The sequence below is a fragment of the Selenomonas sp. AB3002 genome (assembly GCF_000702545.1).
Taxonomy (GTDB): domain Bacteria; phylum Bacillota; class Negativicutes; order Selenomonadales; family Selenomonadaceae; genus Selenomonas_B; species Selenomonas_B ruminantium_A.
The window spans coordinates 414,430-437,760 of sequence record NZ_JNIO01000002.1 but is presented as its reverse complement, the minus strand read 5'-3'; the positions used below and the strand labels follow the sequence as shown (position 1 = coordinate 437,760).

22 protein-coding genes and 3 tRNA genes are annotated in these 23,331 nt (G+C 51.7%); 17 read left to right on the top strand and 8 right to left on the bottom strand.

The genetic code is table 11. The features are described from left to right. Nucleotides 1-21 precede the first annotated feature (21 nt). The 10 genes from P159_RS0102325 (at nt 22) to P159_RS0102280 (ending at nt 7,956) form a co-directional block, all read left to right on the top strand. Nucleotides 22-1,305 carry an SGNH/GDSL hydrolase family protein gene (locus tag P159_RS0102325; protein WP_080705879.1) on the top strand — a complete coding sequence of 428 codons (1,284 nt, stop codon included), beginning with the start codon at nt 22-24 and terminating at the stop codon, nt 1,303-1,305. A gap of 21 nt (nt 1,306-1,326) precedes the next feature. Beyond that, on the top strand, nt 1,327-2,145 hold the full coding sequence (locus tag P159_RS0102320; protein ID WP_029541052.1) for an HAD family hydrolase: 819 nt from the start codon (nt 1,327-1,329) through the stop codon (nt 2,143-2,145). A 63-nt stretch (nt 2,146-2,208) separates the two neighbouring features. Beyond that, a complete protein-coding gene (locus tag P159_RS0102315; RefSeq protein WP_029541051.1) occupies nt 2,209-3,057 on the top strand; it encodes a histidinol-phosphatase in 849 nt (282 codons plus the stop codon). 296 nt (nt 3,058-3,353) lie between these two features. Next, nucleotides 3,354-3,563 (top strand): hypothetical protein, encoded by a 210-nt coding sequence (locus P159_RS0102310; protein ID WP_029541050.1) that lies wholly within the window; start codon nt 3,354-3,356, stop codon nt 3,561-3,563. 154 nt (nt 3,564-3,717) lie between these two features. Beyond that, on the top strand, nt 3,718-3,927 hold the full coding sequence (locus tag P159_RS0102305; RefSeq protein ID WP_029541048.1) for a hypothetical protein: 210 nt from the start codon (nt 3,718-3,720) through the stop codon (nt 3,925-3,927). Between the two features lie 106 nt (nt 3,928-4,033). Then, complete coding sequence (locus tag P159_RS0102300; RefSeq protein ID WP_029541046.1) at nt 4,034-5,254, top strand: zinc ribbon domain-containing protein; 1,221 nt, start codon at nt 4,034-4,036, stop codon at nt 5,252-5,254. A gap of 46 nt (nt 5,255-5,300) precedes the next feature. Next, the gene (locus tag P159_RS0102295; RefSeq protein ID WP_029541044.1) at nt 5,301-6,140 is read left to right on the top strand and encodes a hypothetical protein; all 840 of its coding nucleotides are present in this window, start codon (nt 5,301-5,303) and stop codon (nt 6,138-6,140) included. Nucleotides 6,141-6,290: 150 nt separating this feature from the next. Then, nucleotides 6,291-6,845, top strand: coding sequence for a hypothetical protein (locus P159_RS0102290; protein WP_029541043.1), 555 nt, complete (start codon nt 6,291-6,293; stop codon nt 6,843-6,845). Between the two features lie 123 nt (nt 6,846-6,968). Further along, nucleotides 6,969-7,373, top strand: coding sequence for a hypothetical protein (locus P159_RS0102285; RefSeq protein ID WP_029541041.1), 405 nt, complete (start codon nt 6,969-6,971; stop codon nt 7,371-7,373). A gap of 70 nt (nt 7,374-7,443) precedes the next feature. After that, nucleotides 7,444-7,956 (top strand): hypothetical protein, encoded by a 513-nt coding sequence (locus tag P159_RS0102280; protein ID WP_029541039.1) that lies wholly within the window; start codon nt 7,444-7,446, stop codon nt 7,954-7,956. Between the two features lie 280 nt (nt 7,957-8,236). Here the strand turns inward: P159_RS0102280 and P159_RS0102275 are convergent, their stop codons facing one another. The 7 genes from P159_RS0102275 to dhaL form a co-directional block, all read right to left on the bottom strand. Beyond that, on the bottom strand, nt 8,237-8,674 hold the full coding sequence (locus tag P159_RS0102275) for a HEPN domain-containing protein (RefSeq protein WP_029541036.1): 438 nt from the start codon (nt 8,672-8,674) through the stop codon (nt 8,237-8,239). After that, nucleotides 8,664-8,987, bottom strand: a complete 324-nt coding sequence (locus P159_RS0102270) for a nucleotidyltransferase domain-containing protein (protein ID WP_029541033.1) — start codon at nt 8,985-8,987, stop codon at nt 8,664-8,666. Before P159_RS0102270 ends, P159_RS0102275 begins: the two co-directional genes overlap by 11 nt. 114 nt (nt 8,988-9,101) lie before the next feature. Then, nucleotides 9,102-9,176: transfer RNA gene (locus P159_RS0102265), tRNA-Glu, on the bottom strand. A 3-nt stretch (nt 9,177-9,179) separates the two neighbouring features. Beyond that, a tRNA-Glu gene (locus tag P159_RS0102260) sits at nt 9,180-9,254 on the bottom strand. Nucleotides 9,255-9,257: 3 nt separating this feature from the next. Further along, nucleotides 9,258-9,332: transfer RNA gene (locus P159_RS0102255), tRNA-Glu, on the bottom strand. Between the two features lie 53 nt (nt 9,333-9,385). Beyond that, the gene (gene gltX / locus P159_RS0102250) at nt 9,386-10,846 is read right to left on the bottom strand and encodes a glutamate--tRNA ligase (protein ID WP_029541031.1); all 1,461 of its coding nucleotides are present in this window, start codon (nt 10,844-10,846) and stop codon (nt 9,386-9,388) included. A 299-nt stretch (nt 10,847-11,145) separates the two neighbouring features. Beyond that, complete coding sequence (gene dhaL, locus P159_RS0102245; protein ID WP_029541028.1) at nt 11,146-11,769, bottom strand: dihydroxyacetone kinase subunit DhaL; 624 nt, start codon at nt 11,767-11,769, stop codon at nt 11,146-11,148. Between the two features lie 307 nt (nt 11,770-12,076). On the opposite strand from dhaL, the gene P159_RS0102240 reads away from it, so the two are divergent. The 5 genes from P159_RS0102240 (at nt 12,077) to P159_RS0102220 (ending at nt 18,068) form a co-directional block, all read left to right on the top strand. Further along, nucleotides 12,077-12,979: a LysR family transcriptional regulator gene (locus P159_RS0102240; protein WP_029541027.1), complete on the top strand. Its 903-nt coding sequence runs from the start codon at nt 12,077-12,079 to the stop codon at nt 12,977-12,979. 149 nt (nt 12,980-13,128) lie between these two features. Beyond that, entirely contained in the window at nt 13,129-13,821 is a 693-nt protein-coding gene (locus tag P159_RS0102235) for a response regulator transcription factor (protein WP_029541025.1), read from the top strand. Nucleotides 13,822-13,867: 46 nt separating this feature from the next. Beyond that, nucleotides 13,868-15,277 (top strand): ATP-binding protein, encoded by a 1,410-nt coding sequence (locus P159_RS0102230; RefSeq protein ID WP_051650056.1) that lies wholly within the window; start codon nt 13,868-13,870, stop codon nt 15,275-15,277. A gap of 137 nt (nt 15,278-15,414) precedes the next feature. Then, nucleotides 15,415-16,344 (top strand): sugar ABC transporter substrate-binding protein, encoded by a 930-nt coding sequence (locus P159_RS0102225; protein ID WP_029541021.1) that lies wholly within the window; start codon nt 15,415-15,417, stop codon nt 16,342-16,344. A gap of 14 nt (nt 16,345-16,358) precedes the next feature. Further along, nucleotides 16,359-18,068, top strand: coding sequence for a methyl-accepting chemotaxis protein (locus P159_RS0102220; protein ID WP_029541020.1), 1,710 nt, complete (start codon nt 16,359-16,361; stop codon nt 18,066-18,068). Between the two features lie 93 nt (nt 18,069-18,161). Here P159_RS0102220 and P159_RS0102215 read toward each other — a convergent pair whose 3' ends face one another. Next, nucleotides 18,162-19,418 carry a diaminopimelate decarboxylase gene (locus tag P159_RS0102215; RefSeq protein ID WP_029541018.1) on the bottom strand — a complete coding sequence of 419 codons (1,257 nt, stop codon included), beginning with the start codon at nt 19,416-19,418 and terminating at the stop codon, nt 18,162-18,164. A 178-nt stretch (nt 19,419-19,596) separates the two neighbouring features. Between P159_RS0102215 and P159_RS0102210 the strand changes: the two genes are divergently transcribed. Continuing rightward, entirely contained in the window at nt 19,597-22,047 is a 2,451-nt protein-coding gene (locus P159_RS0102210; RefSeq protein ID WP_029541017.1) for a DNA topoisomerase 3, read from the top strand. Between the two features lie 19 nt (nt 22,048-22,066). Then, nucleotides 22,067-23,317 (top strand): DEAD/DEAH box helicase, encoded by a 1,251-nt coding sequence (locus P159_RS0102205; protein ID WP_051650055.1) that lies wholly within the window; start codon nt 22,067-22,069, stop codon nt 23,315-23,317. The last annotated feature ends 14 nt before the right edge of the window (nt 23,318-23,331 follow it).

Sequence of the window (23,331 nt, the reverse complement as noted above, 5' to 3'; positions counted from 1 at the left end):
CATTTATGGGAGAGTTGTAAGATGCGAAATTTTGGTTCTTGTCATAAAAAGATTTTGGCGGGCTTGATGTGCCTCCTGGCAGGGGTGATGAACCCGGATCCCGCGGCGGCAGAAAATACTGCCGGTGTCGAAGCCAGCCAGATAAGCGAGATGCGCTTTCAGTGGGAGGCCGTGCCCGGGGCTGTGCAGTATGAGTTCGTGCTGCTGAAGGGCCCGGAGAACATCAAGGCCAATGTGCTGCTGCGCCAGCGGGAGATATACACCAATGGCGTGGATGTGGAAGTGAGCCGTTTCAGAAATAAAATCAAGGACTGCTACTGGAAGGTCTGCGCCATGGACTTCCATGGCAACTATATGGGCAGCTTCACCGAGCCTCAGCCTGTGGAGGGGGCGGAGATAAATCCTCCTGCCCCAAAGCCTACGACGGAATTTGAAAAGATGGACTACATGCCCATGTACCCCGTTTATTCCTGGATACCTCAGGCCGGGGTCAAGGAGCATGAGGTAGAGGTTTACCGTCAGAGTCCGGGAGGCGATGTGAAGATCCGCAGCCTCGAAGCCGGGGAATATGACGTATATGAATACTATGGCTACACCCATCCGGGGGAGTACTATTGGCGGGTGCGCTCCGTGTATCCTTCCGGGGCCAGGAGCAGCTGGTCAGAACCCAGCCGTTTTTCCATCAGCGGTGAGCCGACGCCTATAGCGGCTCTGGGGGACAGCATCACCCATGGTGGCGGGGCCGTGTCTGTGCCTCCCGGGTATCTGATGTATGACTGGGAAACCTATTGCCAGGTGCCTGTGAAGAACCTGGGGGTCAGCGGCAACACCACGGCGGCCATGCTGGAGCGTTTTGAGGACGATGTCCTGCCCTGGAAGCCCAGGCTTCTGGTAATCATGGGGGGCGTAAATGATTTCCGGGCAGGAACCTTGGGCTGGGAGACTGTGCAGAACCTCTCTGCCATCAGCGAGAAGTGCCATGCCTATGGCATTATCCCCGTGTTCCTGACGGCTACGCCCATCAATGCAGATTACATGGTGCACCGCATAGCGGGCATCGAAGTGCCGCCCCCGGACTGGCAGGCACATCAGCGCTATGTGAATGACTGGATCCTCCAGCAGCCCTACAGCGTGGACGTATCCAGCGCTCTTACGGATGGTGCGGGCAATTTGCGGGGGGATTATACCAGCGACGGCCTGCACCCGGATTACTTCGGCAAGAAGTACATTGGCGAAAGGGTGGGGGCATACCTGCAGCAGCACTTTGGCTGGCTTACTCAGGGTCTTACCAAGAAATCCTATTGACATGAGGTTAGGAGTGGCACAATGATAAAAATCATCTTTTCGGATATGGACGGGACGCTTTTGGACGAGCAGGGCAACCTGCCGGAGGAATTTCCCCAGGTCATAGAGGAAATGAAGTCTTACGGGGTGCTCTTTGCCCCTGCCTCCGGGCGTCAGTATTACTCCCTGCTGGACAGTTTCTCGGACTACAAAGATGATTTTCTCTTTGTGGCGGAAAACGGCACTCTGGTGAAGCAGGGGGGCAAGGAGCTTTTCTCCAGCCCCATGCCCCGTAAGCTGGCCTTGAAGGTCATCAAGGATGGCCTGGCTAACACTCCCGGCTATGGGGTGGTCTGCGGCAAGAAAAGCGCCTATGCCCTGCATGAGCAGTACACGGAGGAATTCCAGGCAGAGATGCACAAGTACTTCACCCATGCCCTGGCAGTGGACGGTTTTGATGACCTGGATGACGATATCATCAAGGTGTCCTTCTTCGACCCCACGGCAAATGCGGACAAGACCCTCTATCCCTATCTGAAGAAGTACAATGGCCGCCTGCAGGTGGTGCTGGCCAGCGCCTACTGGGTGGACATCATCGGCTTCGGCATCAATAAGGGCATCGCCATCCAGCAGGTGCAGAAGAAGCTCAAGATCACCCCCAAGGAGTGCGCCGCCTTTGGCGACTACATGAATGACGCGGAGATGATGAGCTCCGTGTACTACAGCTATGCTATGGCCAATGCCCACCCCAAGGTGAAGGAACTGGCCCGCTTTGAGGCCAAGAGCAACGCCGAGCACGGCGTCATGGTGCAGATCCGCGAGCTTCTGAAGAGCGGTCTCTGCGGCGAGAAGAAAAATTGATATCAAGGTCTGCGGTCCTTTTGTGGGACTGCGGGCCTTTCTTGTATAGGAAAGGAGAAAGGCATGAAGGCAGATTACCATATGCATTTTGAGAAGGGTTCCTACGACAAGGCCTGGGTGGAAGGGTTCTTTCAGGCGGCGAAAGAGAGGGGCCTGGAGGAAATCGGCATTTCCGAGCACTCCCACACCTTCCCGGAGTTCAAGGAGCTTTACTATGAGGATTTGATACTGGACGATTCCTTCGTGGGTTCCTTCCAGCAGCAGTGGCTGAAGAGCAATAAGTTCAAGTACACCATAGACGAATACTTTGCCTTCATGCACGAGCTGCAGAAGGATCATCAGGTGAAGATTGGCATGGAGGTCTGCAACTTCCAGGACCAGGGCAAGGTGGCAGATATACTGAAGGACTATGATTTTGACTACCTGATTGGCTCTGTCCACTTCCTGCGGGGCTGGGCTTATGATTCGGCAGAGATCAAGGCAGAGTGGGACAACCATGACCTGAGGGAAATCTACGAGTGGTATACGGAGGAAGCAGAGAAGCTGGCAGACTCCGGTCTCTATGATGTGCTGGGACACCCCTTCAATATCCGCCTGTTCAGGATCCTGCCTGATTTCGATGTGACACCCTATCTGGAGAGGGTAGCCAGGGCGCTGCATAAGGCAGGCATGGGGATTGATGTGAATACAGGCACCTACTACCGCTATCCCATTGAGGAAATCTCTCCCTATCCCGATTTCATGGAAGTGGCAGCCAAATACGACCTGCCCCTGATCATCACCTCTGATGCCCACCAGCCCAAGGACTGCGGTGCCTACCATGAGGAGGCAGTGAAGTACGCCCGTTCTTTCGGGTTTACAAAAGCCTGGAATTTTTCTCGTCGGGAGAGGGTTTCAGTGGAACTAGTGTAACTAATCTGAGTGATTTATGAAACAATAATGAAAATTAATTAAATTCTTGACTAATTCCATCCAAACAGTGTATAATAAGTCCAGACATTGAGGGAGGGGAGAAACCCACCCTGCTGGACTTATTTTCATTTTTTCTGGCAATGTTGGTTGGGATGCTTAAGTTTTGGGATTGATTGTACGATAATACTTGTGAGAGGCTTCAGCAAAGGAAACTGGAGCAGGCCAGCGTACTGGTGTCGAGGAGGACACTTAGACGCGCTGGCGTCATTCGAACAAGGCTCAAGGAGGGACTTATCATGAAGATACAGATTTATTCCCAGTGGATGGAGGATGTATTTATTCCTGCAAGGGTGAAACAATTCACCAAGGCAGCAAAGCTGATGGGCTGTCAAAGCTTCGTGGCCTATGCAAGTGACGCAGGTCATGATAAATGTGTGGATGAACGCGCTGCTGTGGGACAGTGGCTGGATAGAGCATGCGAGCAGGTCGCAGAAAGCGTAGCATAAATGAATAACGACGAACATTGCCAGAAGAAATAGCGCAGGCCGGAGAAAAAGGTCTGCGCTGTTTTTATATATGGGGGATAAAGTATTGTCTTTCAAAAGCTAAAGTCATAAAATATAGACAAAGAAAGACGGAACTGCATGAGGAGGGAGCACTATGTATGTTACAATCGTGGATTTTCAGGCTGATATGGATAAATATTTGGCAATGGTCAGCCAGGAAGATATTTTCATAACGGCAAATGGGAAGATCGTAGCCCAGATGACGCAGCCCAAGGAAAGCGTTGTGGATTCGCTTAGAGGGTTGTTGAAGGGGGCGCCGTCGGGTATAACGGCAAAATCTATAAGAGAGGAGCGTCTGCGGTGAAAGTCGTAGGCGTTTTTGTTTTTGGGCAGGTAAATGATGGATGTTTGTAGAATAGATATGAACATAATGAAGTGGTAACGGACTGATTCCTTAGGAGTGATGCTATATGGGGATTACCTGTAATAGTTGCGGAAAGCAAATTTCTGATACTGAAGCCAGTTTTTGCCCGTATTGCGGTGCTGCTATACCGAAGTGTGACTGGAAATGTGAGAAGTGTTCGACAATAAATGACGATGAAGCCAAATTCTGTAAGAATTGCGGGAGCGCAAGGGTGCAGGAAGTGGCTTGTTATGTTGCTGAAAGCAAGGCTGCTGGCGATTGGACAAAGCATAAATATTTCAAGCAGGCTGTTGTTGGCGCAGTCTTGTTACTGGCTACGGGCTTTGGGTCCTATTATTATTTCAACAATATGAATGAGGGCAATTACCTAAAGATGTATGCGGAGGCGCATCGTGTCCTAAATGAAGCCAACAGTGTGGTTGTGTCCAATACGCAGAATGGGGCTGTTAAGGCAGGGGACGTTGATGAACTGAAGAAGCGTCTGCAGAATGAGAAGAATGAAATTGATGCCGAGGCAAAAGAGTTTTCTTCAAGAAAACCATTCCAGGGCTATACGGCACAGCATGAGGCAACAACAGAATTGTTGCAGAAGGAGAGTTCGGTTTTAGGAACTGCAATTCAAATTCTTGGCAGCCCGCTTGATGAGGAATTGGATAGTGTCTTGGAAGAATCTAAGGATACGGTGCAGCAAATAAAGAGCCTGTCTGGGCAAATCAGTGTGCCTAATACAGTTATGACACTGGATGATGATATCACTGTACTGCCAGCGCAACTAAAAGCTTATGTAACGGAGCAGAGAAAACTGGAAGAGGAACGCAAGAGGATAGAGGCGGAAAGACAAGCCAGGCTGAGTGAGCTTAGGGAGTTCTTTAATGCTATGGACGATGCTATTGACAGGTATAACAGTGCTAAGACGGATTTGGGTAGCATGATGGAATCTTCCAGAAATGGTGGGATGATTTGGGCAGATTATTTTAAGGTGCTTGATCAGGCTAAGGATGCAAGAACGTCAGTTAGGTATAAGGTAAAAGACATAAGGACTCCGCAGGGGACAGAGGAATTGAAAAAGGATTTCTTGCAAGTGTTGGATGATTCTGTGCGATACTGTGAAGTTATGAAAATGGGAGCTAACTTGGCTTTTAATCGTTATTATGGAAGTGCTTCCCAGAAGAAGGATGAGGCAGATAGGATAGATAAGGAGGTACAGAATGAATATGCTTCGTTTATTGACCAGTATGAAAGAATAAAAAGTGATTTATTGAAGTAAATATAGATTATTAAATTTTATTGAAAATATTTTAGGAGGCGAGAGAATGAAGAAGTTAGTTCTTAGATTTATATTTATGTTTAGTGTATATTTTCTAATAATTAATGTATGCTTTGCACAGAGTGTGCAACTATCAAATATGGGAGCATATAATCTACATGAGAGAATAGTTTCAATTAACAATTCTGCAAGATTAAATTATAACATTAGTTCTCTTGATAAAAAAAGTGGAAATGTTAATTACTATGGAATGGCTATATGGAAGGGAAAGAATAGATTGCAACTAAGTTTAGATATAAATGAAAATGGATATGTTTCAAAAATATATGCAACTAGTTTAGAACCTATGCTTGTTGTTGATGATATAAAGAATGATTTGACTTCAGATGAGTATTATCGGAGAAAATACAATGATGTGCTGCTTAACCAAAAACATAGTACTTATACTGCAGAAAGACTGGCACAGCAGAGTACGGAAAGATATCAGCGTGATAGGATAAAAAAGATGGATGGATTGCTATATTTGTATGGTGTGAATGGATATGGACGAATAAACTCTCTTGGATCTAAACTTCTCTTGCTAATAGGACAAGAAATTAATTATGATAATGTGGCTAAGTTTTATGGAAATCTTTATCGACAATCTATAGATGTTTCAACTGCACCTGCGAATGCTATGTTAACAAGAAATATTTGTGGACAATTAACATTAATATTTTCTGCTTTAGGTATGTCATATAATGAATGTAATCAAATGATAACTAATTCTCAAAATGGATATTCTAGTGCATGGTGTTCGTCATTGAATCGTAGAGTATGTGTGGAAATACGGACAATATCAGGCGGAGGAACTGTTGAAATAAGCATTACTGCTTCGGATAATTAGAGAAATGGACTTCCTTCCCTGGGGAAAAATTTAAGTTCTTAAAACTTGACAATAAGTCGGCAAAAAGAATTCTAGTTGCTATTAAAGATAATAACAAGAATTGAGAATGAGTACGGTTGCCTTGTTACTGATTGCTGAAGGTGGCGCTTTATGGCACGTATAAAAACAATATTGTTAAGTATATATTTAATAATTATTATGCTTTTTGCTGGAATTGGCGTTTGTGATGCTCAAGAGTATAATTTATACAGAAACAAAGAATATCAATTTAGTCTTGATATCCCTGCGGCTATGAATATCATAGAATCTCGTGGCCCAAATATTAAAATGACTGCATCGACGCCAAAATCAAATTTTATTATGAGTGTTCTGGTTAAAAATAGCCCCGCGATAAAGGAGGCAGATGATGATTTTTTGTTGTGGTTACATCAAGATAGCTTAAGCCAAACGACATCAGATTACTACAAATTTATCAATTGCGATATAATTAACATACCAAATCATAAAGTATTAGTTCAGCTATGGACAGCGAAACATACTTATCCGTCAATGACATTCTATCAAGATGTAATTATGTTTCATTTTGTAACAAACTACAAATATTTCTTAATAACATATTATACCAATCAAGGAGACATGAAAAAATACATACCTGCCATAGAACACAGTATAGGTAGCTTTGTTGATGAGACAGGTTGGTATTGAAATGATTTTGTACCTAAATTGTCTTTGGTGTGCAAGGTGGCATATTAACATGGAGAATTGAACGGTATGAAAAAATAAAAGTGATTTATTGAAGTGGCAAGATGTGAAAAGGAGTGAAATTAAATGAAGAGTAAATGTAGCATTTTATTGGTGTTTTCTATTATGTTCATTACAATGTTTTTTATACCGATAAAAGCTCAAGCAACCCCAGATTCACGTCTTTGGCATTGGATTGGCTCTGATGATGAAATTGGCTTTTTTGTATCTACTAGAAAGCCAACAAGATATTCCACGGGAGTTAAGCAATGGGTAATGCAGGTGAGGCCTGATGATAGTTATGATATTTTATTGCAAGGGTTTAGGTGGAATAATGGAAAGGAGAATACATTGCTTAAGATTACTTTATATACCAATAAAGGTAAAATGATTGATTCTGTAGATTTTTCGATGGGGTGGAGTGAAGTAATACCTGGATCATATGATGATGCAATATGGGACTATGTTTCCAGTCAGGTAAGTCGTATGTAGGTTGTTAATACGTGTGTATGATATTTTTCTGGTAAATTTATGCTGGTGTTCAAAGGAGGCGATCTATTTCATGCCTGATTGGACTGGTTCTGTTGTAAGTGCTGGCATACTTACCTTCATATTAAATGTTTTGCATACTAAATACAAGGCTCATAACGAGAGAAAGCGCCAAGTGACCGCTATAAAGAAAGCTCTTAAAACAGAGCTTGAGACATTGCTTAAAATCTATGAACCACGGAAGATAAAACCAGAACCTCCACATGATGGTGTGGATATAAAGGTAATCTCTCTGCAGTCTAAGTATACTACCGTATTTTCTGAGAATGCCAGTAAAATAGGTATGCTTGATGAAAATACAATCCAATCCGTAGTGGTGGCTTATACCCGTCTATCTGCACTTATGGATACTCTGCGGGTATATAGCAGACGTTGGGAAGATAAAATTGCAAATCAAAGACATGGAGATAATAAGTGCCAAGACATATATGATAAAGATGTTTTGTCGTGCCACATGATATCTTACATAGAACAGGAGATAACCGTCAATGCTATTAATGATGCTATCGAACGTCTCGGCAGATAAATGGGAGATGCATTTCGTTGTAGGCACTGAAAGAAAAATGGGAGTCCATAAATCATGAAAACTTGCTGTGAGAGGCGAGCACTTATTTGAATATGTATGCGGAGGCGCACCGTGTTCAAATGACATTTTATGATAGTAATGGTCACTCTACCGGTTCTTACACGCCTTCCTACTATAGATTGGGAGGCAGTAATACCAGGAAGTTTTTGAGAAGCGCTTCCTGCTTCAACTCTGTGACATAAGCATACAGCGCATTGTGCTCTGTTGCCGCCTTTCTTGTTTAGGAATCTTCATGTTCAATGGCGTTTTGGGCGTCTTCTGCCTCTTCTAGTTTAGTGAGCTTGTCTATAATGCCATTGGCAAGGTCAAAGCCCAGCTTGATTTCCCGTACTGCTACGGAATAGGATTTCAGATACCTGGTCTTGGACTCCATCTGCGTCAATTTGGAAGCGTAGATGTCTATGTCACGGAACATATCGTAGTGCTCATCTGGGATTTTGGAGCACAGGTCGCTGATGTCGTGGGTGCGGTCGTATCTGATGCCGTGAGTTTCAAAAAAATGCTTTAAGGCCAGCTCGATGGTTTGTTGCAGATGATAGGCAACGAGGTTGACGATGCCGTTGTCATCAGGATAGAGCTTGTACATTTCCTTGGCAACGGTCAGGTTGTTCCTGGCCATGCCGAGAAGGGTGTCATTGGTCAGTTTATTATCGCTCATAAACAACTACCCCCGTACTAAGTATTTCGTCCAGCAGGTTTTTATCTACGGAAAAGGTATCCCACTTGTCCCAGACGGTTTCCGTGTCCTTGACCACGGGGAGTTTGGTCATTTCTTGGCTGAGGTCGAAGAAAATGTCAATGTCACTCCAAGGGTTGCACTGGGCAGTGACGCTGCTGCCGAAGATGATGATGCGTTTGATATTGGGAATTTCCTTGCATACGTCAATCATTTTCGCTATTTCGGCCTGCTGAGTGGGGAAAATCCTGTGTATGTTCTTGAATGGCTTGGCTACAGCGTTCCATAGCTTCATGGTGTACCCCTCCGTCTCTTTTAAGATTCTATATTGATTTTATCACAGGTAAGTGGTGTCAATCCATATTTTCGCACTAAAAAGCCCGAAGCATTGCTTCGGGCTGTAATTTACTGGTGACGCCTATGGGATTCGAACCCATGAACCCGCCGTGAGAGGGCGGTGTCTTAACCACTTGACGAAGGCGCCGGTTGGTGACTCCTATGGGATTCGAACCCATGAACCCGCCGTGAGAGGGCGGTGTCTTAACCACTTGACGAAGGAGCCAGTTGGTGACGCCTATGGGATTCGAACCCATGAACCCGCCGTGAGAGGGCGGTGTCTTAACCACTTGACGAAGGCGCCACTATTCAATTTAAGTCTTAAGGGTGTTGCCCTTAGGAACAGAAATAATTATATTACAAAGTGGAGAGGTTTGCAAGACTTTTTTTCAATCTTTCCAAAGAAATTTTTCTGCCCAGCATTTCCAACAGCTCCGTAGCACCACCGGGGGTGACGCTCTGGCCTGCTACGGCAATGCGCAGCACCCACATGGCCAGGCCCTTCTTCAGTTCCTTTTCGGCGATGTAGGCTTCCAGCCTGGCATAGAGATTGTCGTTGTTCCAGCCGTCCTCGTCGATGGTCTCCAGCAGGGCGATCATATCAGGCAGCAGTTCCTGAGCCTTTTCCACCGTGACCTTGTTGCGCTTGTTCACGTAAAGAGAAGCATCAAAGGCAGGCTGCTCGATGAGGAAGGCAATCTGCTCGCCAATCTCGCCGAAGCGGGCCACGCGGGTGCGCAGCAGGGAGCAGAGTTTGTTCCAGTTCTTCTCAAGGTAGTCGGGCACATTTTCTACAAAGCCCTTGGCGCGCTCGGCAAATTCCTCGTCGCTCATGGCCTTGAGGTACTCGCCGTTGAGCCAGCCCAGCTTGTCATAGTCAAAGACAGCAGGGGACTTGGACAGGCCTTCCAGGGAGAAGGCAGAGATGAGCTCTTCCATGGAGAAGATTTCCTGATTGGTGGTCTTGGGGTTCCAGCCGAGAAGTGCCACATAGTTGGTGATGGCCTCAGGCAGATAGCCCATCTTCACCAGATCGTCAAAGCTGGTGGCGCCGTGGCGCTTGGAGAGCTTGGAAACGCTGCCGTCCTCGTTCTTGCCCATGACGGGAGCCAGGTGGATGAAGGTGGGCAGTTCCCAGCCGTAGCCCTGATAGAGCAGCACGTGCTTCGGGGTGGAGGTGATGAACTCTGCCCCGCGGATGATGTGGGTGACGCCCATGAGGTGGTCGTCGATGACATTGGCGAAGTTGTAGGTGGGCATGCCGTCACGCTTCAGGAGCACCTGATCCTCCAGCTCGCTGTTGGGGATGGTGATGTTGCCGTGAAGCACGTCAAAGTAGGTGGTTTCGCCGGTGAGAGGCATCTTCTGGCGGATGACGTAGGGATCGCCATTGTCCAGATGAGCCTTGATTTCCTCCTGGGAAAGGTCGCGGCAGGTGCGGTCATAGCCGCCGAACTCGCCGGTGGAGTGGTTCTCGTCCGGGTTGCAGAAGCAGTAGTAGGCATGGCCCAGCTCTACCAGCTTCTCAGCGTATTCCTTGTAGATCTCCATGCGCTCGCTCTGGACATAGGGACCAAAGTCGCCGCCGATGTCCGGGCCTTCGTCCGGCACGATGCGGGCAGCGTCCAGGGTGCGGACGATGAAGTCCACGGCGTCAGCCACGTAACGGGCACGGTCCGTGTCCTCGATGCGCAGGATGAAGGTGCCCTTCTGGCTCTTGGCGAACAGGTAGCCGTAGAGGGCGGTGCGCAGGTTGCCGATGTGCATATAACCCGTGGGGCTGGGAGCGAAACGGGTGCGGACTTGTTTCTCAGTCAATTTTCTTCCTCCTATAAATAAGACACGTTCATTTTCGTTTAACTTAATAAAGGAACCGCTGATAAAATGAAGTTGTCCAGATTGGCGTAGATTGCTTGTTCTTCACAAGGCGACAAACCGCAGGCATAGCAACGCTATGTCGAGGATTTGTTAACGCAGTGAGGACAAGCAAGATGCGTCAAGATGGGCTGCTGAATTTATCAGCGGTTCCTAAAGTATACTACATGATAATGTAAAAGAAAAGGACATTAAAATCCTCCCCCAAGGCATTTTGGGGGAGGAAGGGGATTCCTTGGAAATTACTTTTTCAGGAAAGCGTAGAGGGCGCGGTACATGAGCATGGAGCTGACAGCACCGGGATCCTCGTAGCCAATGCTGCGCTCGCCTACGAGACTTGCGCGGCCCTTCTTGGCGGCGATGGTCTTGGTGTAGTCCACACCGGCCTTGGCAGCGCGGCTGGCTTCTTCCAATACGGCAAAGAGGCTCTTGCCTTCGGCGTTTTCCGGCAGGAAGCACTGATGGATGGGAATCAGCACGTCCAGCATGGTCTTGTCGCCCTTCTCGGCGCGGCCGCGGGTCTGGATGCCCTTGATGGCAGCACCCAGGAGCTTCTCAAAGCTCTTGATGTTCATGGCAGTATCATCATCACAGGCTTTGGCAGCCTTCAGGAAGCCGGTGCCATAGAGGGGGCCGGCGGCACCGCCCACGTTCTCGATCAGGGTCTGGCCAATGGTCTCCAGCACCGGACCGGGCTTGGTGGTGTCTGCCATTTCGTCTACGGCGTCCTGCACGGCAGAGAAGCCGCGGGCCATGTTGAGGCCGTGATCGCCGTCACCTGTCTTGGCGTCCAAACTGCAGAGGTAATCCTTCTGGGCAATGATGGCAGCTGCTACAGCATCCAGGGCGTCTTTGATTCTGGTCATGAAAAATCTTTCTCCTTCTATATACTATACTCTTGCACACCTTTTGACTAAGGTTATATGTTAATTCATTATACCACATATAAGCTAGAGTACAAGTGTGAATTGACAGAAATATAAGAGCAGAGACACAAAGTTGCATTTGTCATATTTTTGTAGTGAAGAGTATCACTACTTACTATGCAAAAGTGCCTGTTTCTATTGCACTTTTTTGCTGAAAAAAGTATAATAGCCATAATAATAGACTTGCGTTATAGAAAATATAACCTATCCTTATACTAGGCTTTGTTGGAAAGGGTGCTATATTATTATGGAAATAAAGGACATGCGGGCCTTCTATGCCATTGTAGAGGAAGGAAATATCAGTCACGCTGCCCAGCGGCTGGATATTGCCCAGCCTGCGCTTTCCAGGCAGATGAAGCGGCTGGAGACCTCTTTGGGAGTGCAGCTCTTTGAGCGTGGCAGCCGCCGCATACGCCTGACGGATGCAGGCAAGGTCATGTATGCCCGGGTGGAGCATATCCTGGGCATTGTGGACGGAGCTGTGCGGGAAATCACGGAGATGGGCTCCGGGGTGGCAGGGGCAGTGCGCTTGGGCACCATCACCACCTCCGGGGCCATGCTGGTGCCGGAGCTCCTGGCTGAGTTCCACCGCCGTTATCCCCAGGTTACCTATCAGATTTGGGAGGCAGAGGGAGCCCGCATCCTGGAACTTTTGGACAACCGGGTCATCGAGATCGGCATTACCCGCACCCAGGTTGACGCCAAGGTCTATGAATCCATCGTGCTGCCCAATGAGCCTCTGGTGGTCATCATGAACCGGGAGCAGGAGATTGGGGAAAAGGCACATGAAGTGCAGCTGTCAGAATTGAAGGATGTGCCCCTGCTGGTGCCCCTGCGCTGGCAGTCTGTCTTTACGGCCAACTGCAAGAAGCAGGGCTTTACGCCCAACATCGTCTGCGTCAGCGACAGCATAGTGCAGGACCTGCTCCTGACGAAAATGGGCATGGGCATGGCGCTCCTGCCCGTGTCTTCCAAGACGCTTCTGACGGACGGCAATCTCATCTACAAAAAACTGGTGGAGCCTGAGATGAGCACCCATACGGTGATTGCCTGGCTCAAGAACCGCACTCTTTCCACTTCCAGCGCGCATCTTATCCGCCTCTTCCGGGAGATGTATCTGGGGGAGCGGACTGCGTCCAGCCAGTATTAAATTTAAATTAAAATTGGATTAAATTTAGGTTAGATTTTCATCAAATATCTTTTCAAGAATTTCGTTACGGTATATAGTAAGGGTATAGGCTTGGCCATACCCTTTTTGACTATGCTGGCCAGGGTTTTGATTGCGGAGGTAAGGATTCCATGAACAACAATAATGTACATATTCTCATTGTGGAGGATGAGCTGCGCATTGCCAGGTTCCTGCAGATTGAGATGGAGCATGAGGGCTTCAAGGTCACCACCGAGGAAAACGGGGCAAAGGCCTTTGAGCTTATCAAGACGGAGAATTACGACCTGATTCTCCTGGACCTCATGCTGCCGGGGATGGATGGCATGACCATCTGCCAGCGGGTGCGGGAGTTCTCCCAGGTGCCCATCATCATGCTCACGGCCAGGGACGATGTGGAGGATAAGGTAAACGGCCTTGACATCGGGGCTGATGACTACATGACCAAGCCCTTTGCCATTCAGGAGCTCTTTGCCCGGGTGAGGAATGTCCTGAGAAAATCACAGGGGAATCCCAGCCAGAACCAGAGAGAGAGCTACCAGGTGGGTGAGCTGGTGCTCTATCCCAACACCTATGAGGTGGAGGTGGGAGATGTTCCTGTGCAGCTCACCCGCAGGGAGTATGACCTCCTGGAATTCCTCATGCGGAACAAGCGCACGGTGCTTACCCGCGACCAGATACTGGAGCAGGTCTGGGGTTATGACTATTCCGGCGACACCAATGTGGTGGATGTCTATATCCGCTATCTCAGGGCAAAGATCGATGACCGTTTTGGCAAGAAATACATCTACACCGTCCGGGGAGTAGGTTATGTTATCAGGGATTAGGCGGCAATTTCGCCGGGGCCGGGTCATAATCAGGGCGGCCCTGCGCATGAGGATATCTACCAAGATAACCTTCCTCTATGCTGCTATCCTCATGGTGGTGCTGATCCTCTCCAGCGTGGTGACGGGGCTGGGGGTGTTTTTCTCCTTCTACCATCAGGCTGAGGTGGAAATCGAGATGAGCATGCAGCACATGCTGGAGGATTTCCAAAGCGGCAGGATGCAGAATCCGGCCTTCTGGCGGAAGAGCCCGGTCATGCCCGGGGTGGTGCTCCGCATCACCGACATTGCGGGACAGATGGTCTACCAGAACGATGACCACTATCCGTCCATAGAGATAATCGAGGCCAATGAAATCGGCGATCCGCCCTTTTGGGCTGACCAGAACATGCGGGTGTCGGAGCTGAAGAATTTCTCCATCTACCATGCCAAGGCTACGGTGGATTATCAGGGGCAGATTTACCAGCTGCACTTTTTCCGCACCATCACGGCGGAGAGGAATTTCCTGGCCACATTGCAGAAGTTCCTCTTCATCACCACGCTGGTGGGCTGTATCCTGGCTCTGGTGGTGGGCTACTTTGTCAGCAAGAGGATACTGAGCCCCATCAGGAACATCACGGACTCTGCCCGGGAGATTGAGGTTTCCCAGCTGGGACGGAGGCTGGAGGTGCCCCAGACCAGGGATGAGCTGGCAGTGCTGGCGGAGACTTTCAACCACATGTTGGAAAGGCTGGAGCGGGGATTCGAGCAGCAGAAGCGCTTTGTGTCCGATGCCTCCCATGAGCTGAGGACACCTGTGACGGTTATCCTGGGGTATTCTGACCTCCTTTCCCGCTGGGGCCGGGAGGATGCCAAGGTGCTGGATGAGGGCATTGCCTCCATCAGGTCTGAGGCAGAAAATATGCAGGAGCTCATCGAAAAACTGCTGTTTCTGGCCCGGGCTGACCAGAAGCGTCAGGTGCTCCATAAGGAAATATTGGATATGGGGCAGCTGCTGGAAGAGGTCATGAGCAAGATGAAGCTGGTGACTAAGACCCATAGCGTGGAGCTGCTGGAATGCTGCGAGGGGCTGGTGTACGGAGACAAGGTCACCCTGCGGCAGCTGCTGCGCATCTTCCTGGAAAACAGTATCAAATACACTCCTGCCGGCGGCCATATAACGGCTTCCTGCAGGAGATTGCCGGATGGCAGGACGCTGGAGATTATCCTGGCGGACGATGGCATCGGCATCGCCAAGGAGGACCAGCAAAAAATCTTCGAGCGCTTCTACCGGGTGGACAGCTCCCGCACCAAGGGGACGGGAGCAGGCGGCACGGGGCTGGGGCTCTCCATTGCCAAGTGGATCGCGGAGCAGCACGGCATTGTCATCTCCATGGACAGTGCCCTGGGCCGGGGAACCAGGATGCATCTGCTGGTGCCTCTGGCTGAAGACAGCGAAGGAAAAAAGGCAGAAATATAGGAACAAGGCAGGAAGGGGCAGTCCTTTCCTGCTTTTTTTTGTGTCCCGATAGGATTATGGAGGTTGAGTGGCGAATTATCCAAAGATGAAAAAATTATGGAGATGATAGGCATTTAGCTTTGATAGGGGGTATATCCATGGTAAAGAAAAAAGCGTTGGGGGCTGTGGCAGGAGCTGTGATAGCTGCTATGGCCCTGGCAGGTTGCGGCGGTTCCTCCGGGGGCGGCAGCGGTACGGTAATCTATGCCAACTACAAAGATGGGGACGGTTTCACGGATACCCTCCGGGATGAATTCAAGGCCCAGGCAGGCAGCACCGGCTGGCAGGTGGAGTATCTGGATGGCAAGAATGACGGCAATTTCCAGATCGATCAGCTGAATGAGGCTCTGGAGCAGAAGCCTTCAGCCATAGTCCTCTTGCCGGCTGACAGCGCCTCTATCGTGCCCACGGTGCAGAAGGCCAATGAAATGGGCATTCCCATTGTCTGCGTGAATCGCTTCCCGGAGGGGGGCGAATACCTGAAGTCCTACTCTGATGACCTGGAAGCAGGCAGGATGCAGGGGGAGTTCATGGCGAAAGCATTGCCCCAGGGAGCCAAAGTGGTGTATCTGAAAGGGGCCAGCGGCAATGCAGCCGCCGAGGGCCGCTGGGAAGGCTTCAAGAAATACTGCCTGGATCAGCGTTCCGATGTGAAGCTGCTGGCCTTTGCCGATGCCCAGTGGAGCACTGCCGTAGCTATGAAGGATATGTCCCTGTGGCTTGATATGTTCCCCCAGATTGACGCAGTCATCTGCGGCAATGACGGCATGGCCATGGGAGCCATCGCTGCCCTGAAGGGAGCAGGCCGCCTCCAGGGGTGCCTGGTTTCCGGGGTGGATGCCTCGGATGATGCCTTGAAAGCTATCAAGGCTGGGGAGATGGCACAGACTGTGAAGCAGGATGCAGCAGGACAGGCCAAGGGGGTCTTCACTCTGGTACAGCAAGCTATGCAGGGGCAGAAGCCTGAAAACGTGCTGGTGCCCTTTACGGCCATCACCAGGGAGAATGTCTCCCAGTTTGCTAAATAAGGGGGGCTGCAATCATGCTTGAGAATTTATCAGTCAGAATAAAGATCCTGCTCCTGACTACAGTGATGCTCTTCATCATCGTCATCATAGCAGGGGTTGGCATCTACTACAACGGCCAGTCCAAGCAGGCAGTGGATGACCTCTACAGCTCCAACCTCATGACTACCCAGTACCTCAATGATGCCAATAATCAGCTTCGGACCCTGGATGCCGATGTTGCTTATCTGCTCCTGAAGAATTATTCCCCGGAGGAAAAGAAGATCCTGGTGGGGGATATGGAAGGGGCTTTGGCCGCCATCGAGGGGGATATTGCCAAGGTCAAGGAGATAGACGACAGCGAGAGAGCTCAGCAGGCCATCGGCCAGCTGGAAAAAGCTCTGGCAGAGGTGAAGGGTAAAGTCAAGAGCACAGAGAGCCTTTCTAATTCACCGGAAGACCGCATCAAGACTTTTGAAGCCCTGGGCAGCGTGGGCAGCATTTCGGGACATATGAGCGTGCTGACCCCGGACAATGTGTTCCAGGGCAAGCTCCTCTTTGCCGCCAACAATGAGGCCTATGACCGCTCCATCAAGATCTTCCTGGTCATCATCGTGCTGGGGCTGGCTTTGGGCACGGGCATTGCCCTCTACATTGCCAAGGATATCGTCAGTCCCTTGAAGCGCACGGTGGGAGAGCTGAACAATGTGGCAGATGGCGACCTCACTCAGGAGATTCCCGAGACCCTCACCCGCCGCCAGGATGAGATAGGCCAGGTGGTGCAGGCAGTGTCCAGGATGCAGGCCGCCCTGCGCACCGTGCTGAAGGATGTGAAGCAGGAGTCGGAAAGCAATGCGGAAATGGTGGAGGAAATCCAGCAGCTCATAGCCAGCCTCAATGACAGCGCCCAGGATATGTCTGCTGTCACCGAGGAAATGGCCGCCGGCATGGAGGAAACAGCTGCTTCTACCGTGAATATGCAGACCCTCAGCGACCAGCTGAAAGCCGCTATTGAAGCAAACTCCGCCGAGGCCAGGAAGAGCCAGAAGTACACGGAGGAGATAGACAAGCGGGCGGGCAAGCTCCAGGAAAGCACAGCCAAGTCCATTGCGGCGGCAGAAAAGCTCTATGCTGACAGCAAGAACTCACTGGAGGACGCCATCGAATCCTCCAAGGTGGTGGGCAAGATTGAGGAGCTCACAGGGGACATCAGCGAGATTGCCGAGCAGACGAATCTCTTGGCCCTGAACGCCGCCATCGAGTCGGCCCGGGCCGGCGAGGCAGGCAGGGGCTTTGCCGTGGTGGCAGACGAGGTCAGGAAGCTGGCTGAGCAGTCCACCCGTACGGCAGATACCATCAAGGGCCTCACCAGCCAGGTGACTCTGGCGGTGGAGAATCTCTCCAAGGGGGCTTTCGACATACTGAACTTCATTGACGGCACGGTCCATGTGGACTATGATGCCATGGGCAAGACCGCTGAGCGCTACAAGCAGGATGCGGCCTACCTCAATGACTTCACCCGCCAGAGTGCAGAATCTGCCGACAGGCTCAATGCAGATATCGAGACCATGGGCAATGCCATGGACGAGATTGCCAAGGCCGCCCATGAAGGGGCCATGGGCAATACCCGCATAGCGGAGAAAGTCACGGATATGGCAGGCAATGCCAATACCATCATGGAAAGGGTCACCGCTTCTCTGGAGGGCACGCAGAAACTCCTGAAGCAGGTGGCAAGATTCAAGCTTTGATTTAAGAAGATAAAGCAAAAAAGCAGGGGGCAGACGCGAGGTCTGCCCCCTGCTTGTTCATGGGGGAATTTATTAAGATATGCCAGGCTTTCTTCAGAGGAGAGAGCCGGGATAGCGCAAAGTAGCGAAGTAGTCATCAATGGTCTGGGCACGGCGGATAAGCTCTATGTTGCCGTCCTCACGCAGCAGCAGCTCGGCGCTCCAGAGCTTGCCGTTGTAGTTGAAGCCCATGGCGTGGCCGTGGGCGCCGGTGTCGTGGATGATGAGGCGGTCACCAATGGCGATTTCCGGCAGGCGGCGGTCGATGGCGAATTTGTCATTGTTCTCGCAGAGAGAGCCGGTGATGTCGTAGAGGTGGTCCGGGTGGGCCTTCTCTTTGCCTACCACTGTGATATGGTGGTAAGCTCCATAAAGTGCGGGGCGCATAAGGTTGGACATGCAGGAGTCAAGGCCGATGTAGTCCTTGTAGGTCTTCTTCTCATGGAGCACTGTGGATACCAGCCAGCCGGAGGGACCGGTCATGGCGCGGCCGCTTTCCATGGCAATGGCGGCGTGGCCCAGGCCGTTCGGGATCATGTACTGTTCGTAGAGGGCCTTGATGCCCTGTCCCACCTCTTCCAGGTTGACAGGTTCTTCCTCGGGACGGTAGGGAATGCCGATGCCGCCGCCCAGATTGACGAATTCCAGGGCAATGCCCAGCTTTTCCTTGATTTCCACCGCCAGCTTGAACATGAGCTCGGCTGTGTAGATGAGGCCCTCGCTCCTGAGTTCGTTGGAAATGACCATGGTGTGGAGGCCGAAGCGCTTCACGCCCTTTTCCTTGGCCCGCTTGTAGCCTTCCAGCAGCTGGTCGTGGGGCAGGCCGTATTTGGCCTCCGTGGGGCGGCCGATGATGTCATTGCCTTCAATGAGGTTGCCGGGATTGAAGCGGAAGGAAAGGCAGGAGGGCAGGCCTGCATTCTTTTCCAGATAGTCCAGATGGGAAAGGTCGTCCAGGTTGATGATGGCCCCCAGCTCGATGGCCTTCTGGAACTCGTCGGCAGGGGTGTCATTGGAGGTGAGCATGATCTTCTCCCCCGTGACCCCGGCGGCCTCAGAAATCAGGAGCTCCGGCAGGCTGCTGCAGTCGGTGCCGGCACCTTCCTCGGCCAGGATCTGCACGATGCGGGGATTGGGGGTGGCCTTCACGGCGAAGTGCTCACGGAATTCCGGCGCCCAGGCAAAGGCCTTCTTCAGGCGGCGGATATTTTCCCGGATGCCCTTTTCATCATAGAGATGGAAGGGCGTGGGATGATCCTTGATAACCTCTTCAAGTCTTTCCTGGGAAAGGGGAAAATTCTTCTCTGCCATGGACAGCTCCTCCTTGCGAATTGTAATCTTGTAAATTGATTATAACGCCATTGTTATACTGATGTCAAATACTATATATAATATTGCATAATAGGCATAACTTTCCTTGATATTCTGGTCGAGAGTTTGCGGGAAATATGGTAGAATAAAGTTCAAGATTGTATAGGGAGGAAGTATTTTGCGTCTATATATTGCCGAGAAGCCCAGCATGGGCCGGGAAATCGCCAAATGCCTGCCGGGGCCCGTGGAGCGGAGAGACGGGTATCTGGTGACCAAAGGCGGGGTAGTGACCTGGCTCTTTGGCCATATCCTCAGGCAGGCGGAGCCGGAGGAATACGATGAGCGTTACAAGCGCTGGCGGGCCGAAGACCTGCCCATTATCCCCGGGAAGTGGCAGCTCTATGTGGCCAAGGACTGCGAGAAGCAGTTTGCCATTGTGAAGGGCCTCATCGAAAAGGCAGACGAGATTGTCCACGGCGGCGACCCTGACCGTGAGGGGCAGCTATTGGTGGACGAGGTGCTTGATTATCTGGGGAACAAGAAGCCTGTGCGGAGAATCCTGCTGAACGCCCTGGACGAAAAGAGCATCAAAGAAGCTAACGCAGACCTCAGGGACAACAAGGATTTCTTCAATCTGAAGCAATCGGCGCTGGCTCGTGCCAGAGCTGACTGGCTCATTGGTATGAACCTTTCCCGGGCTTACACACTGGCGGCCCGCAGGGCAGGTCATGACAAGCTGGTGCTGCCCATCGGCCGGGTGAAGACCCCGACCCTTTCCCTGGTGGTGCGCCGTGAGCGGGAGATAGAGAATTTCAAGCCGGTGGACTATTATACTATCCGGGGCGTTTTCCAGCATGAGAATGGCAGCTTCACTGCCCAGTGGAAGCCGGAGGATACCCAGGCGGGACTGGATAGCGAGAACCGGCTGGTGGACAAGGCCGTGGCAGAGGCGAAGCTCAGGGAGTTCGGTGAGGAGCCTTTGGAGGGCGTCATCAGCAGCTACCAGAAGACCAAGAAGCAGGAGCCGCAGCCCCTGCCCTTTTCCCTCTCTACGCTGCAGGTGCTGGCGGGCAAGCGCTACGGCTATGCGCCCCAGTTGGTGCTGGATACGGCCCAGAAGCTCTATGAGAAGAAGCTCACCACCTATCCCCGTTCTGACTGTGAGTATCTGCCCACCAACCAGAGGAAGGATGCGGCAACTATCCTGGGCAATCTGGCGGTGGCAGGGGATGAGCAGCTGGCCAGCTGGGTGCCCGGGGCTAATCTGAAGATAGAGAGCCGGGCCTGGAATGACAAGAAGATTTCTGCCCACCACGCCATCATTCCCACCACGGTGAAGGCCAATGTCCTGCAGATGACGGAGGAGGAAAGGAATCTCTACCACCTCATAGCCCGGGGCTATATGGCCCAGTTCTACCCCGTCCACCAGTACGACCAGACCAAGGTGGAGGTCACCTATCATGAGGAGCTCTTCACTGCCAGCGGCCGCACGGAGCGGGATTTGGGCTGGAAGGTCATGTATCAGGCTCAGGTGCGGGGCAAGGCCAGGGACGAAGATGAGCCGGAGAAGGAAGAGGACGAAAGCGCCAAGACACTGCCGGCCATGAAGAAAAAGGACGGCGTTACCTGGCAGAAGGGGGAAATGAAGACCAGCACCACCAAGCCTCCCGTGCGCTTCACTCCCTCCACCCTTTTGGCGGGCATGAAGGAAATCCACAAGTATGTGAAGAACCAGGAAGCCAAGAAGCAGTTGAAGGACGTGTACGGCATCGGCACCGAGGCTACCCGCGCTACTATCATAGACGACCTCATCAAAAGGAAGTTCATGAAGCCCACGGGCAAGAAGAAATATCTGGTGCCCACTCCTGCCGCCTATATCCTGGTAGATGCCCTGCCTGATGAGATGACCTATCCTGATTCCACGGCTATCTGGGAGGACAGGCTCCATTCCATGGCAGAGGGGGAGGGAACCCTTTCCGAGTTCCTGGCGGGACAGATTGAGTTCACGAAGCAGCTCTGCGCCAAGGCGGGCCATGTGAAGATGGAGGTCACGGGGGATAATGTCTGCCCCCGTTGCGGCCAGGGTGTCCTGCAGCAGCGCAAGGGCAAGAACGGCCTTTTCTGGGGCTGCTCCAACTATCCCAAGTGCCGCCTGACCTGCAATGACAAGGAGGGCCAGCCGGATATGGAGGATGCCAAAAGCCGGGCAGCAGGGCGCTCCTTCGTGGGCAGTGCTGCCGCCGGCCAGGCAAGGGGAGCTGCCGCTCCCATGAATCCTGCCGGCTATGGCAGTTACTCCAGCCGCAGGGGCGGTGCCCCCTCAGCTGCGGATATGGCAGAGATTGATGCCCTGCTGGCAGGAGGGGAGCTCTACGGTGCGCCGCCTGCCAGGAACAGTTGGGGCGGCTTTCAGGACAAACCGCGCTATTCCGCCAGCCCTATGGAGCAGAGCAAGAAGGCGGGGACCCTGGATAAGGGGGCGGACAAGGACAAGTACCTTTGCCCCCGCTGCCGTGAGGGTCATCTGCACCTGCACAGGGGGAAGAACGGGCCCTTCTGGGGATGTTCCAATTACCCCAGGTGTACAGCTACTTTCGACGATGACAAGGGAGCGCCCTTGCTTAATTGATATATAGGAGAGAGACGAAATGAATGAGGTAAAGGATTTTGCACAGTTGGGCGTAGACGAACCCCTTTGCGAAGCCCTTGCAAAACAGGATATAACCAAGCCTACGGCTATTCAGATGGAAATCTTGCCCAAGGCCCTGGAGGGGCAGAGCCTTTTGGGGGAGGCCCCCACGGGGACAGGCAAGACTTTGGCTTACCTCCTGCCCACTCTTATGCAGCTGGATGCAGAAGCCAAAGAGGTGCAGGCAGTGATTCTTGCCCCTACCTATGAGCTTGCCATGCAGATAACCAATACTGCCCGGGACCTCAGCCAGCAGGCGGAATTGGGAATCAGGGTGCAGGGCCTTATTGGCGGGGCCAATATTGCCCGCCAGATTGACAAGCTGAAGGAGAAGCCCCAGCTGATCATTGGCTCGGCAGGGCGGCTGCTGGAACTGGCCCGCCGCAAGAAATTGCAGCTGAACAAGGCCAAGGTGCTGGTGCTGGACGAGTTTGACAGGATGCTGGATGACCAGAACCTGCAGAACACCGCCGATGTGGTGCGGCTCATGCCGCCCCGGGAGGAAATGCAGATCCTGCTTTTCTCAGCCACTACTTCCCGCAAGGCCTTGGAGCGGGCTTCTTTCCTGGGTAATCCCGAGCATATAGTGGTAGAGGACACGGCGGTCAAAAGCGGCTTCCGGGATGACTATTACCGCATCACTCCTTTCCGGGAGAAGATTGAAGTCCTGCGGAAGCTCACCCGCCGCCTGAATATCACCCGGGGGCTGGTCTTTATCAACAAGAGATTCGATGTGGAAAAGACCCTTTCCCATCTGCGCTATGAGGGGCTTTCCGTGGAATCCCTGATCAGCGCCGGGGGCAAGCAGGAGCGGCAGCATGCAGTCTCCGCCTTCAGCAAGGGCAAGGTGCGGCTCTTGCTGGCCACGGATGTGGCGGCCCGGGGTCTGGATATTCCCGGCATTGACTATGTGGTGAACCTGGATGTGCCGGAAAATGCCCAGGCCTATCTGCACAGGGCTGGGCGCACTGCCCGGGCAGGCGCTCACGGCACGGTCATCACTCTGGCAGATATCAAGGAAGCCTATAAGCTGGAACTCCTGGAGAAGCAGCTCAAGATTGCCTTGAAGCCCCTGGAGCCGGGAGGCAAGGCCCTGCCCAAGGGGGCACCCCAAAAGGGACGGGCTGCAGGCCACCGTGCTCCTGCCAGAGGCAGGAAGCAGGGCAAGGCAGCAGAGGAGAAGAAGCCTTCTGCCCGTAAACATAGCTGATGGAGGAATTCTTA